22 protein-coding genes are annotated in these 15,842 nt (G+C 37.5%); 13 read left to right on the top strand and 9 right to left on the bottom strand.

Annotation, left to right across the window (positions count from 1 at the left end; translation table 11 throughout):
* Positions 1–3: 3 nt before the first annotated feature.
* On the top strand, positions 4–1,584 hold the full coding sequence (locus tag JEM65_RS15015) for a type IV secretory system conjugative DNA transfer family protein (protein WP_199601175.1): 1,581 nt from the start codon (positions 4–6) through the stop codon (positions 1,582–1,584).
* 75 nt (positions 1,585–1,659) lie between these two features.
* Here JEM65_RS15015 and JEM65_RS23015 read toward each other — a convergent pair whose 3' ends face one another.
* The gene (locus tag JEM65_RS23015; RefSeq protein ID WP_199601173.1) at positions 1,660–2,442 is read right to left on the bottom strand and encodes a DUF2971 domain-containing protein; all 783 of its coding nucleotides are present in this window, start codon (positions 2,440–2,442) and stop codon (positions 1,660–1,662) included.
* A 68-nt stretch (positions 2,443–2,510) separates the two neighbouring features.
* Here JEM65_RS23015 and JEM65_RS15005 point away from each other — a divergent pair, with 68 nt between their 5' ends.
* The 3 genes from JEM65_RS15005 to JEM65_RS14995 are packed head-to-tail and all read left to right on the top strand — an operon-like array spanning position 2,511 to position 4,295.
* Positions 2,511–2,798: a helix-turn-helix domain-containing protein gene (locus JEM65_RS15005; protein WP_199601171.1), complete on the top strand. Its 288-nt coding sequence runs from the start codon at positions 2,511–2,513 to the stop codon at positions 2,796–2,798.
* Between the two features lie 5 nt (positions 2,799–2,803).
* Positions 2,804–4,069, top strand: coding sequence for a type II toxin-antitoxin system HipA family toxin (locus JEM65_RS15000; RefSeq protein ID WP_199601169.1), 1,266 nt, complete (start codon positions 2,804–2,806; stop codon positions 4,067–4,069).
* A gap of 1 nt (position 4,070) precedes the next feature.
* Positions 4,071–4,295, top strand: a complete 225-nt coding sequence (locus tag JEM65_RS14995; RefSeq protein WP_199601167.1) for a hypothetical protein — start codon at positions 4,071–4,073, stop codon at positions 4,293–4,295.
* Here the strand turns inward: JEM65_RS14995 and JEM65_RS14990 are convergent.
* Genes JEM65_RS14990 through JEM65_RS14955 form a run of 8 tightly spaced genes read right to left on the bottom strand, consistent with a single transcriptional unit; the run spans position 4,279 to position 11,186 of the window.
* Positions 4,279–5,133 carry a DUF4138 domain-containing protein gene (locus JEM65_RS14990; protein WP_199601165.1) on the bottom strand — a complete coding sequence of 285 codons (855 nt, stop codon included), beginning with the start codon at positions 5,131–5,133 and terminating at the stop codon, positions 4,279–4,281. The two genes, JEM65_RS14995 and JEM65_RS14990, sit on opposite strands and share 17 nt — an antisense overlap.
* Before the next feature lie 29 nt (positions 5,134–5,162).
* On the bottom strand, positions 5,163–6,092 hold the full coding sequence (gene traM / locus JEM65_RS14985) for a conjugative transposon protein TraM (protein ID WP_199601157.1): 930 nt from the start codon (positions 6,090–6,092) through the stop codon (positions 5,163–5,165).
* A complete protein-coding gene (locus JEM65_RS14980; protein WP_199601155.1) occupies positions 6,073–6,696 on the bottom strand; it encodes a conjugal transfer protein TraK in 624 nt (207 codons plus the stop codon). The genes traM and JEM65_RS14980 overlap by 20 nt, the downstream gene beginning before the upstream one ends.
* 10 nt (positions 6,697–6,706) lie before the next feature.
* On the bottom strand, positions 6,707–7,549 hold the full coding sequence (locus JEM65_RS14975) for a hypothetical protein (RefSeq protein WP_199601154.1): 843 nt from the start codon (positions 7,547–7,549) through the stop codon (positions 6,707–6,709).
* 2 nt (positions 7,550–7,551) lie between these two features.
* Entirely contained in the window at positions 7,552–8,184 is a 633-nt protein-coding gene (locus JEM65_RS14970) for a conjugal transfer protein (protein ID WP_199601152.1), read from the bottom strand.
* A 4-nt stretch (positions 8,185–8,188) separates the two neighbouring features.
* The gene (locus JEM65_RS14965; protein ID WP_199601150.1) at positions 8,189–10,591 is read right to left on the bottom strand and encodes a TraG family conjugative transposon ATPase; all 2,403 of its coding nucleotides are present in this window, start codon (positions 10,589–10,591) and stop codon (positions 8,189–8,191) included.
* Entirely contained in the window at positions 10,578–10,862 is a 285-nt protein-coding gene (locus JEM65_RS14960; RefSeq protein ID WP_199601148.1) for a hypothetical protein, read from the bottom strand. Before JEM65_RS14960 ends, JEM65_RS14965 begins: the two co-directional genes overlap by 14 nt.
* A 36-nt stretch (positions 10,863–10,898) precedes the next feature.
* Positions 10,899–11,186 (bottom strand): hypothetical protein, encoded by a 288-nt coding sequence (locus JEM65_RS14955; protein WP_199601146.1) that lies wholly within the window; start codon positions 11,184–11,186, stop codon positions 10,899–10,901.
* A 189-nt stretch (positions 11,187–11,375) separates the two neighbouring features.
* Between JEM65_RS14955 and JEM65_RS14950 the strand changes: the two genes are divergently transcribed.
* From JEM65_RS14950 to JEM65_RS14910, 9 genes are all read left to right on the top strand, one after another.
* Positions 11,376–12,002 carry an N-acetylmuramoyl-L-alanine amidase family protein gene (locus tag JEM65_RS14950; protein ID WP_199601144.1) on the top strand — a complete coding sequence of 209 codons (627 nt, stop codon included), beginning with the start codon at positions 11,376–11,378 and terminating at the stop codon, positions 12,000–12,002.
* 187 nt (positions 12,003–12,189) lie between these two features.
* Positions 12,190–12,549, top strand: a complete 360-nt coding sequence (locus tag JEM65_RS14945) for an ArsR/SmtB family transcription factor (protein WP_199601142.1) — start codon at positions 12,190–12,192, stop codon at positions 12,547–12,549.
* Positions 12,550–12,561: 12 nt separating this feature from the next.
* On the top strand, positions 12,562–13,053 hold the full coding sequence (locus JEM65_RS14940) for an SRPBCC family protein (RefSeq protein WP_307810559.1): 492 nt from the start codon (positions 12,562–12,564) through the stop codon (positions 13,051–13,053).
* Complete coding sequence (locus tag JEM65_RS14935; protein ID WP_199601140.1) at positions 13,050–13,421, top strand: nuclear transport factor 2 family protein; 372 nt, start codon at positions 13,050–13,052, stop codon at positions 13,419–13,421. Before JEM65_RS14940 ends, JEM65_RS14935 begins: the two co-directional genes overlap by 4 nt.
* Positions 13,422–13,436: 15 nt before the next feature.
* Entirely contained in the window at positions 13,437–13,847 is a 411-nt protein-coding gene (locus JEM65_RS14930) for a DoxX family protein (protein ID WP_199601138.1), read from the top strand.
* Positions 13,844–14,209 carry an iron chaperone gene (locus JEM65_RS14925; protein ID WP_199601136.1) on the top strand — a complete coding sequence of 122 codons (366 nt, stop codon included), beginning with the start codon at positions 13,844–13,846 and terminating at the stop codon, positions 14,207–14,209. Before JEM65_RS14930 ends, JEM65_RS14925 begins: the two co-directional genes overlap by 4 nt.
* A 36-nt stretch (positions 14,210–14,245) precedes the next feature.
* Complete coding sequence (locus tag JEM65_RS14920) at positions 14,246–14,827, top strand: YdeI/OmpD-associated family protein (RefSeq protein WP_199601134.1); 582 nt, start codon at positions 14,246–14,248, stop codon at positions 14,825–14,827.
* 246 nt (positions 14,828–15,073) lie between these two features.
* Positions 15,074–15,520 carry an SRPBCC family protein gene (locus tag JEM65_RS14915; protein ID WP_199601129.1) on the top strand — a complete coding sequence of 149 codons (447 nt, stop codon included), beginning with the start codon at positions 15,074–15,076 and terminating at the stop codon, positions 15,518–15,520.
* Positions 15,501–15,824 carry an ArsR/SmtB family transcription factor gene (locus JEM65_RS14910; RefSeq protein ID WP_199601128.1) on the top strand — a complete coding sequence of 108 codons (324 nt, stop codon included), beginning with the start codon at positions 15,501–15,503 and terminating at the stop codon, positions 15,822–15,824. Before JEM65_RS14915 ends, JEM65_RS14910 begins: the two co-directional genes overlap by 20 nt.
* Positions 15,825–15,842: the final 18 nt, after the last annotated feature.

The following is a 15,842-nucleotide window of genomic DNA, read 5'->3' as shown; positions in this document are numbered from 1 at the left end:
GCTATGCATCTGAACAATCTCTTAGCAATATTTTTCCTTATTGGTTTGACCAGTGTTGCTTTCTATGGAATCTATAGGATAAGTAGATATGCATTTATTATTAACTTTTTAATCCTTGGAGCTTTTGTCTTTTATCTAAATGAAGATTTTCAATTGATTTTGATAGCGCTCTATTTAGGTTGTCCGCTCATATTGGTTAACGTGGGCATGTATGTTTTTTTACATAAAACAGATCAACCTAATAACGGGAACCTAAAATATCAGGTCAACTTTGCCACGGATAAAGGGAATTTCCAACTCGACAACATCAAGCGAGGGGCATCAGTTATCGGTTCTGCGGGAAGCGGCAAAACTGAGAGCGTGGTTTATGGTTTTCTAAAACACTTCCGGAAAGAAGGTTTTTGTGGTATCATTCACGATTATAAAGATTTTGAATTAACAGAAATGGCGTACCCGCTTTTCAAGAATGGCAACATCCCATTTAAGATCATTTCCTTCGATAAAATCATTCACAGGGTAAATCCTATTGCGCCACGTTATCTGGAGAATGAGGAGAGCGTTAACGAGGTGTCTCGGGTACTGATTGAAAATCTTTTGGAGCAAAGGGAATCCGGAACTTTAGGAACCACTAAATTCTTCAATGATGCTGCGGAGGGATTGATTGGTGGATTGATCTGGAAATTAAAAACGGACTATCCCGAATTTTGTACACTTCCTCATTTGATTGCCGTATATCAATTTCTAAACACTGAAAGCCTTATCAAGTTCTTGGAAACCAATACCACATCAAGGGCCATGGCAGATGCGTTTATCAGTGGTAAGGATTCTGAACGGCAGACTGCAGGCGTAAAAAGCACCTTGGCCAATGCACTGAAGCGCATTAGTACACAGCGCATCTTTATGGCGTTGTCAGCTGATGAAGTGCCTTTGAATATCAATAGTGAGGATAATCCCGCCGTCATTTCTGTAGTAAACAATCCGAAATTCGAAACTTCTTATTCGCCAGTCGTCGCTACGATCATCCACACCATAACTAAACAAATGAGCGTTCGCAATAGCAAACCTTCATTTCTTTTAATGGAAGAAGCACCGACCATTCGGTTATTGAATATGCACCGTATTCCCGCGACATTGCGGGGTTATAACATCTCAACGGTCTATGTGATGCAGGACAAGATTCAAAATGATATGATGTACGGGGATAAAGCGAGTAAGGCAATTTTAAGCAACCTGTCCTACCAGTTTTTTGGCAAGGTCAACGACCCAGACACCGCCAAATATTATGAACGTTTCTTTGAGATTGTGAAAGATCCAACTAAAAGTGTGAGTCGAGGCTATAATCTAGACTTTGATACTCGTGTGACTACCGGGGAAAAGGAAATACCGAAAATTAGGGCAGATGTATTCTTTAGATTGAAGCAAGGCGAATTTATAACGTATGCGGATGGGAAAGATAAAAGGGTGCAGTTTAAGTTGGCTAATATCCAAAGAGAGTTGCCGAAGGAATCAAAGCAGTTTTCTCAGGATGATTTGGCGGCTAATTTTGAGAAGGTTTATGAGGAGGCGCGTTCGATATTTGATTAGTATTAAGGTGGTGCAATAGGTGGTGTAACAGGTAGTCAAATGAGTGGTCAAATTGGTGGTCAAATATTTTATTTATTATTTAGGAATATACAACGGCTTATAAGATAATTTCCCTATCGAAACTGGCTCAATTACTTGAAAAATATTTACTTTATTATAATTGTCTTTGACGATATCCACTACTGTATTTATAAAGTCTTGCTCGGCATCACAGCCAATAAGTACATTTTGTAAAGATGAAGGCTTAAATTTAATCTTTCCAGTTTTTTCCTTGAGAAGACGAAGTTCTTTTTCATAAGACCATTTTTCCGTTTTTTTATAGAACAAGTCAATGATGTGATTGGGTTGTGAAATTGCGCTGTATTCTCTTTCTTTTATACGTGAGACATAATGAATTGGTAGAATATTATGAAAAAAAGTAGAGTCATCACTACTGTCAAAATGAAGGCAGATACCCTTGTTGTTTTCTGAATAGATGTCCCATAGTTTCTCATTCATTGGGTACATTGTAAAACAGGCTATCCCAAAACTCGATACAAATGGGTTTATTTTAGTTGAAGCAAATTCTTGAAGCCTATCTGCATCCATATTCTTATCAAAATAAGCTTTGGTTTTTGGGTCTAGAATATTCTCTGCAATTGTATTATAAAGCAGCTTTTGTTCTTCAGGGTTAGTTGACAATTTCACAAATTCTGGATTAGAATCTAATTCATCATTAAGTGAGTCCCTATCTGAAAACCAAATATAATGTTCTTGAAGCTCGCTTAAAGTATTTACATTGGGTGGACGGAATCGAAATACATTAGGTATTCCCATTTTTATTGTTAGCTCGTGGTCTTGGTCAAAAATACTATACACAGTTTCAAGTCTATAATTGTCGCTAATTTACAACAAAAATTGTATATTTGTCTTAAATAAGCAACATTATGAACTCAAAGAAAACCATTCTTCTACCAAAATACCAGAAGATTTTTGAACAGATAGGGGGAAATATCAAGCTGGCGCGTAAGAGAAGAAAGCTAACTACGGAACAAGTTTCCGAGCGTGCAGGCATTCATAGAGCTACGCTTTATCGTATCGAGAAAGGCGACCCTGCAGTTTCCATAGGTTTGTATTTTAATGTGTTCAGGGTCCTGAACCTTCAAGATGACTTTCTGAAGCTGGCCCAAGATGATGAGTTTGGAAGAAAATTACAAGACCTTGATTTATTATAAATATTATGGCAACAGGAAAGTTTGACATCTATGTGTTTGCAGATTGGGCAAGCTTAGAAGAACCAACGCTGGTCGGTACACTTTCGGCGCACTTCGCCAAGGGTAAAAAGGCGTTCAGCTTTGAGTATGACAAAGACTGGTTAAAAACCGATGCCCAACGGTTATTAGACCCAGATATAGAATTTTATTCAGGGCCACAATTCCCGACCAACAAAGAGAATTTCGGGATCTTTCTGGATAGTATGCCCGACACTTGGGGTAAAACCCTTATGAAACGCAGATCCGCACAAGATGCCAGGGCAAATAATGAAAAGCCGCAGACACTTTATGAAATAGATTATCTGCTTGGTGTTTTCGATGAAAGCAGGATGGGTGCCTTACGCTTTAAAACTGATCTGGAAGGTCCTTTTTTAGACAATGATGCCCAAACCCCTACGCCACCTTGGTCTTCATTGGTCGATTTACAGGAAGCGGCAAAACAATTGGAAAGTGACGACCAAAATGATGACCTACAAAAATGGGTTGCCATTTTAATTGCGCCCGGTTCTTCATTGGGTGGTGCGCGGCCTAAGGCCAATATTTTTGATTCTCAAAAAAACCTATGGATAGCAAAATTCCCATCAAAGACAGATACCATTGATAAAGCCGCTTGGGAATTTTTGGCTTATCGGCTTGCTATTGCATCGGGTATAGAAATGGTAGAATCCAAAATAGAAAAGATAAGTGGCCAGCACCATACTTTCCTGACCAAGCGATTTGATAGGCATAATGAAAAACGTATCCATTTTGCCTCTGCAATGACAATGACCGGTAATACAGAAGATTCAATAAAGGACGCTTCCCCTAGCTACCTTGAGATTGTTGAATTTATAGAGAATTATGGCGTTGATGTGGATCAAAACTTACATCAGCTGTGGCGTCGTATTGTATTTAACATAGCTATTTCAAATACGGATGACCACTTGCGGAATCACGGATTTATATTAACGGATAAAGGTTGGATTTTATCCCCAGCTTACGATTTAAACCCTTCAATAGAAAAGGATGGCTTGTCCTTAAATGTAGATATGGATGACAATGCATTAGATTTTGAATTAGCCAGAAGTGTAGGTAAATATTTCCGCTTAAGCGAAAAAGAAATGCAGACCATTCTAGAAGAAGTGCTCTCAATTGTCAAAAACTGGAAAAATATAGCAAAAGAAATAGGGATTAAAAATTCGGAAATAGAACTGATGGCTGGGGCATTTAACATATTAAAACGTGAACTCTAGTATGGCTAAAAAAAGTGTTTTACCATACAAAAGAATGCCACATTTGATTCTCTTGGGTGCTGGTGGGAGTTTGGCTTCTTTCCCAAATGGCGACAGAAATGGGATGAAACTTCCACTTATGAATTCTTTAGTTGATGAACTGGATTTGTATAAATTCATCCCAAAGTACTATGAAAATCTGATTACGGATTTTGAAAAATTATATATTCTCAATTTGGATTATTGATATATCTATGCGATATTTTTAGTTCAATATTTCTTTCGCCATCTTTTTCGTTCAGTTCCAAAATTGCCCTGCGGTCATTCGATAATGAAAACTTAGACATCACATAAACGAATCGTACAGTTTCGTTTTCTCTGATTTTCGTTGGCTGATTTTCTTTGAAAACAGGTTCTTGATTCAACCGTTGCAATGATTTTCTTTTTCCCTTTTGCCGTGTTTCAATCAATAGATTTAAAAAATTTAAATCGTAATCCAACGTAGAATTATTTTCAATCTGGATAACAAAGTAGAGTTCTTCTTTATCAAAAACAATAGTCTCTACACTTAAGACAATATCTTCAGTTTGATTCTTAATCCGACCGATGCGCTGTTTTCTATCCAGAAGATACCTACAGAACTTTTCATAATAATACGTACCGTAATCGACACTATTTTCAAAGGTTTTAACAGGGATCGAATCCTTCACTTTTGGCTTTTCATTCCCAATACTACTGGAGATTGGAATGAAATAATTGAGCTTTGAAAGTTTTGCTTTATACCCTATAATATACGAAAAAACGGAGCCATCGTTATTGACTACCAGAAGATTGCTTTCTTTTCCCGGTTTTGCCTGGAGCAATCCAAAATACTGTTCTTTTTCACGATTGTAGGTAAACACAAAATTCTCTGCCCCAGTTATTCCCTGTCTGATGGGTTCAGGAAAAAATAGCGCAACGTTTTTGGTGTCGTTCGCATAAATAGTGTCCAGAACTTGGAATGTTCTTATTGAGTCTTGTGCTGAGCAAAGTAGTGGTAAAAATGTGCAAATATGAATAGCTGAAATAATAATATAATTTTTCATAAGAGTCAGATTTTAAATATCTAATAGGGCTATGGCCTTGGTTTTAGAATTAATTTGTAATTATTCAGAACAGTAACTTTTACGCTTCGATTGTTCCGTTTAAGTATCTTGGTAATTCCACCGACTTGCGGAACCGATGGGATGTTGATATCGCCAATGATATCATCCAGAACTTCATTGGTGGCGTCTGCGCGAAAATTATTTTCGACATAAATGCCTTCACTGCCATCTTGTAGGTCAAAAGCTTTGAGTTTTGTGGCATGATGATCGATATTCTCAATATTAATTAAAGCGCGATTGGGCTGAAAGCTGATAAACCCGAAGACGAGCGTATTTTTTGGCATCAGTCTATTGTTGATTGTTGCTGGTTTCGTCAAACGCATTCTTAATCGGGCATTTGCCTTTACAGTTTGATCGCCATCTACAACGACGTAAATGCTCTCATCGGTATGGCCGAGTGTGGCACTATTATTTGGCTTTGGCGAAGCGGCAAAAAACAATTGATGTTCCAAACCAAGTTCTTTGGCCTGAATTTTTTGTTCTGTCCTGATTTCGGCAGAATCAATTTTTTCCTTATCATTTCGAGTCACTTTCTCTTTCCCGAAGTTTTGATATGGTTTCTCTGAATATTGGATTTTACCTGAGTTGTAAATACTATCCACAATGCGTTCTTTTTCTCGTTGTGGTAAATCTGGGTCATAAAAGCCCAAAGAATCAATCAATTTTTCATCGTATATGCTCGGTGCGTTGGTTTCCCGCACTTCCTTCAAATCATTAATGGCATCCAATTTTGAATCATACTGTTTTTGGTTTTCTTTCAAATCTGGGATCAAGGTTTGCTTAAGGTTCTCATTTTCACTTTTGTCATCTCCCATAATCATCATAGAATAGGAAATTAGGAAAATGAAAATCACAGCCAATACTGCTGCAAAGACTATTTTATTTTTTTCTATTTTCATTTTGAATTTTTTTTAAAGTGTTTTCGAAGTAATCGGTAATCAATAATCCGTGTGGATTGTTGGGGAAGTTCCGGTCAACCATGATCAGGTTTCCTGTGGAGACCAATTCATAGGTGTCAGTTATGACGCCTCTGTTGATTTCAAAAATGGTTGTGGTCATGAAACTATATGTTCCATGCTCCTCATTTAGATTGGAATCAATGTTGAGGACTTTTTGAACCAATGAATATTGTAACAATCGATTATAGACGCCATCCGCTTTTTTCTGACGATAGAGGTTGTCCACGGAACTATTCCCTAACCAAAGTGCTTTTTTTAAGTTCCGTTCATAATTGCTGGCATCAATGTTATAGAAATAATTGTGGAACTGTTCTAAATGTGCCAATGCTTCTACAGTGAAATTTTCCTTTTGGGAAACGAGTTTTAGCGGAATGATACTGCCGTCGGTATTGATGGCAAACGCACTGTTGAGCGCATTTTTATTGGTCGTAAAAGCCATCCAAAGTGAAAAGGTGCTGGATAACAAAGCACAAACGATGGCAGTTAAAACTATGAGCCGGTTTAACTTTAGAACGCTATATATATTTATGTACGGAGTTTTCATTTGAATTGATTTAGCTATTAAACAATCTGAGCGTGAACGATGTGGCACGACTGTATAATTTGAACTTCAGAAATACTATAAAAAAAACAGAGCCCAGTTGCACCACAGGAGCAAAAAAGCCTTGTCCTGCATCAGTTCCAAACAGATTTTGCCAAAAATTGGTATTGATTTCGGTATAGATGGCGTTGATAAATATGTTGACCAAAAAGAAGGCTGGTACCAGCATATAAACCGCCGCGTACAACTTGAAAAAAGAATAGGCAAGTGATCGGAATTTTTCAAATACGGCCAAGCTAATGACCAATGGAAAAAACGCTTGCATAATTCCCAGTAGAAAATAGCGCTCGGCTAAAAACAGCGGGTAAATAAATAAGTCTAAAATCCAAAGAAAGAGACTGATTATAAAAGCCAATATCTTGAAACCATATAGCGGCGTTATCAATGCTTCATAAAGTAAACTCATCGCATTTTTTGCGACATCAAAAAGATTTATGTCTTCTTCTATTGGAAGGTCCTGTAATTGCAAGGGAAGTAAAGCAGGAGCGGTGGCACGGTATTGTCCTTCAATTGCGACCAGAATACCATCAAAGAACCCTAATACTTGAGTTGAGAATATGACCAATATTACTATTGCAAAATTCTTTGCGAGTTCTCCTGGAGTCAATCCCCAAGTATAGCCGTCCTTATCGGCAACACCTTCATTGTATTTTTTGAGGATATTGACCAGAAAAAATAGTACAGCAAGGGTCTTCATTCCCGCAATGGTGTACTGCGAGAAGCTGCTGTTCTGTATCGTTTGGAAAACCGTATCGATGTATTCCAATCCTATTCCTAAAATGAAAGTTGCGGTCATCTTCAATATTCGGTTTCGCGGTTATTGATTTTGTCCTGCATTTTCCGAAATGAAATGATATCCCTGTAGCGTTTGGTTTTAGTGGTAATATTGGATACCATCTCCCTAGATTCCAGTTCTTTTTCTTTTAGAATTGCTGTACGTTCCGCATCGGTCATTTTTAGATAATCGCTCGATAGAATTTCGTCTATAAAATCCAGGGTATCCAACGAGTTTTCAACGATCACAGTGAATGATTGTGACACCCTTGCTACTTCATCAGGTTTTATGAAAGGACTGTCTAAAATGTCTCTCAAGTCATTTTGCATCACACTAATCAGACGTTGGTTGTTCCTTCCAATTTCACGTACTGCGTTTAATTGCTTGACCACATCATTGACCTTTTCAATGTTTTCCTTTTGTGTTTTTAAGAACTCTACGGTCTTGATAATATTTGCGGTCTGCTTGCCGGATTCTATCAATTGTTTTACCAAGCTGATAAAATTGGTGTTGTCATACGTGGGCATTCCCTGGCACGCAGCGCGTGCAGGCAATAAAAAAGATATAATGAGTATAATTATCAGCGTTGCTGTTTTTGTTTTACCCACAACCTTTCTATTGTTAAAGTGTTCCTGAATTTTCATTGCGTTTTTCATAGTATTAGGATTTAGATGTGAATTCTTTAATTGCCAATTCCATATTATTGGTCTTTTTATAAATTGCCATTATGGCCTCGTTTTCCTGTCCATCGGTCAAATAAGCTGCATAAACTTCCTTGGGAACTTCAAGCCTAAAAATGTTGCTTTCCTTTCCAATTTTGATGAACATCTCGGTATACTTCCGTGGACCGGAAAGATTGTTCTTGATGGATTTTAATTGGTTGAGATCGTGACTGGAGAGGTTGAGCCTTTTGACAAGTTCATCATAGCCTTTTTCATTGTTCAGACTATAAATTACCTGGGTGTTTTCAAGAATGCTTGCGGATGTGGTATTGTTTGGAAGCTGATTGATGGATTGCAGAATAATCCCAATCGCACCATTTTGTTTACGAATGGCTTGATAATAGAATTCTACGCTTTCCAGAACATTTTCGAACTTCAGTTGTTTGGCAAATTCATCAAAGAGGATGATGCCTTTTTCAGCGCGATTTTTCCATATAGTTCGTTGGATTGCTGATTTGATCAGCTTCAACATTACGGACAGAATTTCCTTGTTGTCCTTGACTTCATCGAGTTCAAAAACGATCAAACGTTTATCCTCGATTTTATAGGTCTGGTCTTCGCTAACTTCAAACAGAAAACTATAGAGGCCATCGCCGACGTACTCGGACATCACATGCAAAAAGCTTGTGACATTAAAATAGTCGGGATGGATTTTAAGAGTGTTCAGAAGATCTTCCTGATTCCTTTCTATAAAATTGTAGAAACCTTCCAAAGAATGGTTTTCTGAAGTGCTATCATAATAGTGACGCAGGATTTTTTTGACGGAAACTGATTGTGCCTTGGTGACTTTTAAATCCAAGGCAAACAATTCAAAAAGAAACACGGATAGGTCTTCTAATCGTTCTGGTGCAAGGTCGTCAGGATTGCTGATGTAGAATGGGTTGATGCCCAAATTCTTTCCACTCTCATAACGAAGTACCGTATACTGTTCAGGATACAATTTTGCGAATTTCGTATATGAGCTCCCCAAGTCGATAATGACCAGACGAACGCCACTTTCAAAATATTGACGCAGGATATTATTCGCCAGAAAGGATTTGCCCTCGCCTGTCGGAGCGAATATGGCAAAGTTCCGGGCTTTGATGCGTTTCTTACGGTCATCCCAAACATCTTTTAAGACAGGGATGTTGTGTTCTCTATCGTTGAAAATAATTCCTGTAGGGTCCGATTTGTAATTGGTATTATTGATGAACAGACACAAGGCGTGTTTTAAATCGGTAACATATAGATCATTATTTGAGAAATTTGAAGAAAAGCAGCAATAACTGTTCAGTATATAGTTCTTTCGTTCTTCGCCTCTTGGATAGTAGGGGATGATATCCAATTCTTTGAATTCAGTCTTGATTTTAGAACCTATCCGAGTTAAATTTTCTGGATTTTTATCCCAATAAATGATATTGAGATGACCACGGATAATGCGCGAATTATCATCGGCATTAATCTGGTCAAGGATGTGTTGGATTTTGCCAAGAACAACTTTGTTCTGCGAGCCAAAATTGGAACTTTTGTTCAGTTCCTCGATTTTCTTATCGAGCAGCGTGCGCCATTTTTGTTTGTCATCCAAATACAGGATCTGGTTAACGATGTGGTTCTCATTGAGCGTAAGCCCTAAACCATCAATAAACCCTTGATGAAATACGAAGTCGTCAGAAGTGAATTTCCCATTGGTCTTGCTACTCTGTACACTTTCGCCAAAGCACAGTTCGCTATTGATGGCCAGGGCATCAAAATGGTTTTCACCAATTGTGACGCTTTTCTTATCCAGTAAAATATCGGTGTCAAAATCTATATTAAAGCCATTGAAATAGCCACTTGTAAGCTGTAAAATATCTTCCGCTACAAGGGGAAGGAACGTCATTTTTCGGCTATTGTTAATAAAGGAAACGGAGTCGCTTACGGCGTTTTCAAAACTTTTAACGGTGTCATCCAGTTCCAGTACAATTCCCTTTGATGTTTTTCGGAATGGATTGACATATTTGGGGTTGTTGAGTGCTTTGTTCTTGGTCAGAATAAAGAACAGATAACACTTGTGTTCAATATAGCCACGATCTTTGAAGTGTTGGTGTGTGGCTTTTTCCAGAAAGGTGGTATTCGGAAGTTGTTCCGATGAATAGGATTTCTTCAGATAGACATCCTGTTTGTGAACCACAGTGGCAACAGGCAATGATTTTATAGCCTGAAACCAAGCACCATGTATATCCTCAAAGTCCTTTTCGGACAGTGAATAGATTTCTGGCAGATTTCCTTCATAGCACAAAATTACATTGCCATTGTTGGCAAACACGATATGGTCCTGAATATCCGCAATGGGTTGATATGCCGAAAGGTTAATCTTGTTCATAATCGAGGCCTGAATTTTGTTTGTTACTGATGATACTTGGAAAGGCCTTGGCCATCTGAAAAAGTTGTGGACGGTTCGTAATCCGAATCAATGTGATGTAGAGCGCCGCATTAAAGATCAATATCCCTATAATCATCCCGAAGCTGAATGAGAAGATGATGACCAATAGCGAAGCAAGTATGGACACCATCATTAGTGCAAACAGGGAAATGGGCAGTCCAAAAATAACCGCCCGTTTCCTGATGTTTTTATAGATCTCGAATGTCTTCATACAGTTTTGGTACTATAGCCCTCGATGAGGGTTCATCTAAACAACGATTCCAATGAGATAAGTAAATATGCCAACGACTGCACCCGCAATTAAAACGAATACAAGAACTCTTGTAATCCCTTTTTTAAGGTCAGCGTTTTCGCCAAAGAAGTGTCCTGCATTAAATAGGAAACCTATAAGGAAAATAACCCCCAAAATGATGGGAAAAATGGTTCTGATGGTGTTGGAAACATCATTAACGGAATTTTCAATACCTCCAATCTGGGCAAAAAGTGATGTTGAGAGGTGTGAAAGAAATACTGCGCAAAAGATTGATTTTTTCATAACGGAACGGTTTAAAAATTTGTGTTGTTTTCGTTATTGGAAATATACATATATTTGCTTATAAATAACTGATAATCAAATATTTGTAAATAAAATATTATTTGAATTCAATTGAATTTATTTGCTATTAGTTTGCCTCAAATGCTATGGATTTTTGCAAGGAAGTTGTTGATAACCTGAAAATTGAAAATGAGAAAAGCGCTCAAAAACGTCTGTTTTATGATTTTGCTCTTAAAAATGTGTATCATTTTTGGGCAGGAAACGACAACCAAAAAACGAATTGTAATTGATGTTGGACACGGTGGAAAAGATTCCGGTGCTATCGGAATAAATGGCATCCAAGAAAAGGATGCTGTATTGGAGATTGCTCAGGAAATTTTGAGCCTTAACGAAAATTCAGAAACACCAATGGACATTTATTTGACCAGGTACGGCGATACGCTTATTCCCCTATCGGATAGAACTAGACTTGCCAAAGCTTTGAATGCTGATTTGTTCGTTTCGCTACATTGCAATCACTCCAATAATCCGAACGCTAGAGGAGTTGAAGTGTATGTGGTAAATGCCACTTCACAATATTCGGATGATTCTACTTGGCTTGCTTACCAGGCCCAGGTTGCATTTAATAAAAAGTTGGGATATGAAAGTAGAGGTGTGAAGTTTGCGAATTTTCAGGTGCTACGGGAAACTATTAATTATTGTCCCTCTATACTCTTGGAATTGGGGTTTTTGAGTAATTGGGATGAAGTACGGCATCTTGGAGTGAAAGAGAATATAGTTGCCATTGCGTTATCGATTTTTAATGGTTTACAATAATAGAAATGAAATTATGAAGGATATGTTTATAGAGGTTGTCCAAAATTTGAAAGAAATTTTACTTCAGTCCTTTTTGGAAATCAAATCAATATTTTTGAATTTAAGAAAGCTCAAATCTTAAAAAAATAGGTCTAAATTTTGCGCAGTTAAATGATTGCATATATATTTGCAGTCAAATAACTGCGAAATGAAATTAAGAAGAGATGTTTTCCAAGCTATTTCCGACCCCACTCGAAGAGCGATTATTACGTTGGTCGCTATGCAAGCGATGACACCGACAGCTATAGCTGAAAATTTTGATTCATCTCGGCAAACAATTTCCAAGCATATCCAAATCCTCGCAGAGTGTCAAATTCTCGAACAGGAACAAACAGGTAGGGAAATATACTATCGTCTAAATCCAAACGGAATGAAAGACATAGCTGACTTTATCGAGCCATTTAGACAACTATGGGACAAAAGATTTGATAACCTGGAATCTATTATGAAATCGAAGATTATTTCATCCGTTCGCCTTAAAGGCTCGGGTCACGAACACAAAAAATAAAATAAGTACCAAGTGAGTAAAAAAACCGACCGAAATAGTATGGAACAGAAAACTAAAGTGTTTGCAGAAGATGGCAAACAAGAAATACAGATTACTCGACATTTTGATTTACCAGTTGAATCGCTTTATAATGCTTTTGTGGATAAGGATTTATTCGCACAATGGATGGGCAGTGACCTTATTGAGTTTGAATTCAAGCAATATGGAAAGTACCACTTTGAAAAGCGTAACCCAAAAGGAGATGTGATCTTTAACGGTAAAGGCACATTTCACGGGTTCATTCCGAATACATCCATTGTTCGAACCTTTGAAATGGATGTGTTCTCCCTTCCCGCCCAGCTTGAATTTCTGGATTTTAAATCGCTAACAGATGAAACGAGCAAATTGACAATGCATGTCATTTTTAAATCGGTCGAAATACGCAACGAATTGTTAAAAAAGCCTTTTGCACAAGGTTTGAATATGGCTCATAATAAATTAGAAGAAATAATAAAAAAAGTATGAACCAGACCAAAAGAATAAAGCAAGCCATAACAAACTTTGTAAATGGAGGCGATACCAGTGATGTTACACTTTTAGATCAAGTGCTTCATAAGGATTTCAGAGTAACCAATAACGGATTTATGGGGACGCAGGGAGTTACCATAATCAATAAGGAAGAGTACTTAGAAAAGATTAAAAGTGGCGATTTTGGCGGTGTATCAAGAAAGATGAACATTGAGCAAATCGACCAAAGCGGAATTATTGCTTCTGTAAAATTACGGATTGAAAGTTCAAAATATGATTTCATTTCTTACAATTCGCTGGTGTTAGATTCAGATAACGCGTGGAAAATAATAAACAATCTTGCAGTTGTGACTGAAAAGGTATAATTGAAAACTGATTTTATGGCAAAAAGAAACCCGACTGCCGGGCGGACAGGCAAAATCGTCTATTGGGTTGCTACCATCTGGCTCGCATTGGGAATGGTCTCTACCGGAATTGTACAATTGATTCAAATGAATGAAGAAGTTGAGAATTTCACCAATTTGGGATACCCGATTTATTTGATGACCCTACTCGGCATATGGAAAATTTTGGGAGTTATAGTCGTGCTAGTACCCAAATTCCCTCTATTAAAGGAATGGGCTTATGCCGGTTTTTTCTTTGTGATGTCCGGAGCTATAATTTCACATCTTGCGGTTGGCAATACCATAGATAATATTTTACCGCCACTGCTACTTTTGGTCTTGACAATTTTATCGTGGTATTCCAGACCCATTGACAGAAAGCTAATCTTTAACAAAGCGCGATTATGAAGAAATCTAAAAATGTAGATGAATATATTGCAAATTCGACTGAAGACTCTCAATCTATAATGGAAGAACTTCGGAATATCATTACGTCCACCGTTCCAGAGGCTGAAGAAAGAATTGCCTGGAATGTTCCAAATTACAAATTACACGGAGTGTTAACAGGTTTTGCCGCCTACACAAAACACGTCAGTTTAGGATTTAGTGAAAGTGGGTTAAGTGATGATGAACGTAAACTGTTTGAAGACAAGGGCTATAAAACTGGAAAGGGAACTGTGCAGATTAAATTTGACCAAGAAGTTCCTTCCCGTATAATCAAGCAAATTCTTAAATCCCACGCTAAAATGAATGTGGCAAAAAAGAAATAGACCCAAACAGCAGGTAGTATAATAACATAAAATCTTATGAAGAAAAGTATCGAATCCTTTTTTGAAGAAAACCAAAAGTGGCAGGCAGCATATGCTTATTTGAGGAGGCTAATTCTTGACATGGGACTTAGCGAAGAATTCAAATGGGGCAAGCCCTGTTATACCTTCCAAGGCAACAATATTGTCCTCATTCACGGATTTAAGGAGTATTGTGCTCTGCTATTTCATAAAGGTGTTTTGTTGAAAGACACAGATGACATATTATTTCAGCAAACCAAGAATGTTCAATCTGCACGCCAAATACGATTTACAAGTATTGAAGAAATCAAAGAATTAGAGGCTTCAGTGACAACTTACATTTTTGAGGCTATCGAGGTAGAAAAATCAGGCTTGGAAGTGAAAAGGAAAAAGACTTCGGAATTTGATATGCCCGACGAATTTAAAAAGACATTAGAAGAAAACACGGATTTAAGAAAAGCATTCCAATCATTAACGCCAGGTCGACAAAGAGGATATCTATTATACTTTTCAAAGGCCAAGCAATCCAAAACCCGTGAATCACGCATCAAAATATACACGCCAAAAATTCTCGGTGGGAAAGGATTGAATGACGAATGAGTAAATAAGCGGACAATAAATAATACCATCCATATCGAAGGTGGTCTTAAAATTAACGAGGTTCAATAATTTTAAGCTGTAGTCAGGAAGGAGAATGAACGATTGCTTGTGCTGGACTATCCAAAAAGTGCCTAATCGTAATGGCTTGCATAAACACATTCTAAAATAAAATAAAATTGTGGGGACTAAAATTTGCGTAACTTCAAAGTTACGCATATATTTGTGTAACCTTAAAGTTACACGTTTATGAAAACTGAAATTAAACATCAATGGTTTTATAACCAAACTCCAGGAGAAATTTGGGAATACCTAACCAAGGCGGAGTTAATCGAAAAATGGCTGATGCCCAATGATTTTGAGCCAATCTTAGGACACGAATTCAAGTTTACTACGAATCCGATACCCAATATGGGACTTGATGGAAACTTCCATTGCAAAGTGATTGAAATTATCCCTCTAAAAAAACTGGTTTATAGTTGGAAAGGTGGCTCTGGTGGCGAAATAACACTTGATACCATTGTTGAGTGGACTTTGGTACCGAAAGAAAATGGGACTGAGTTGACGCTTTTACACAGCGGATTTAAAGAAGAAAATGGTTCAATCTTTACTGCAATGTTCGATGGTTGGGACAAAAATATTAAAAAAATGCTTGAACATTTAAACACGGATGATAATGCCAACACCAAATCTTGATGCCTTTCAGGTAATTGCAGACCCAAGCCGAAGGGAGATATTGGGAATGCTTACCAAAGATACTTATAACATTAAGGCCTTGGCAGAAAATTTTGATATGAGCCGGCCTGCGGTTTCAAAGCATATCAAAATATTGCAGACGGCGGGCTTTATCACTATCCAGGAAATTGGGAGGGAGCGTCATTGCATTTTAAATCAAGAGGGTTTTAACGAACTCAAAAATTGGATAAGCCATTTTGATGAATTTTGGAGCAGAAAACTGCAAAAATTGGACAATGTGTTAAACGATAAAAACAAAACTTAATTACAAAAAGCATTTCAA

Source organism: Gelidibacter salicanalis (assembly GCF_016469035.1).
GTDB lineage: Bacteria > Bacteroidota > Bacteroidia > Flavobacteriales > Flavobacteriaceae > Gelidibacter > Gelidibacter salicanalis_A.
Note: the sequence above shows the minus strand (reverse complement) of the source record. Positions and strands in the feature narration are given on the sequence as shown.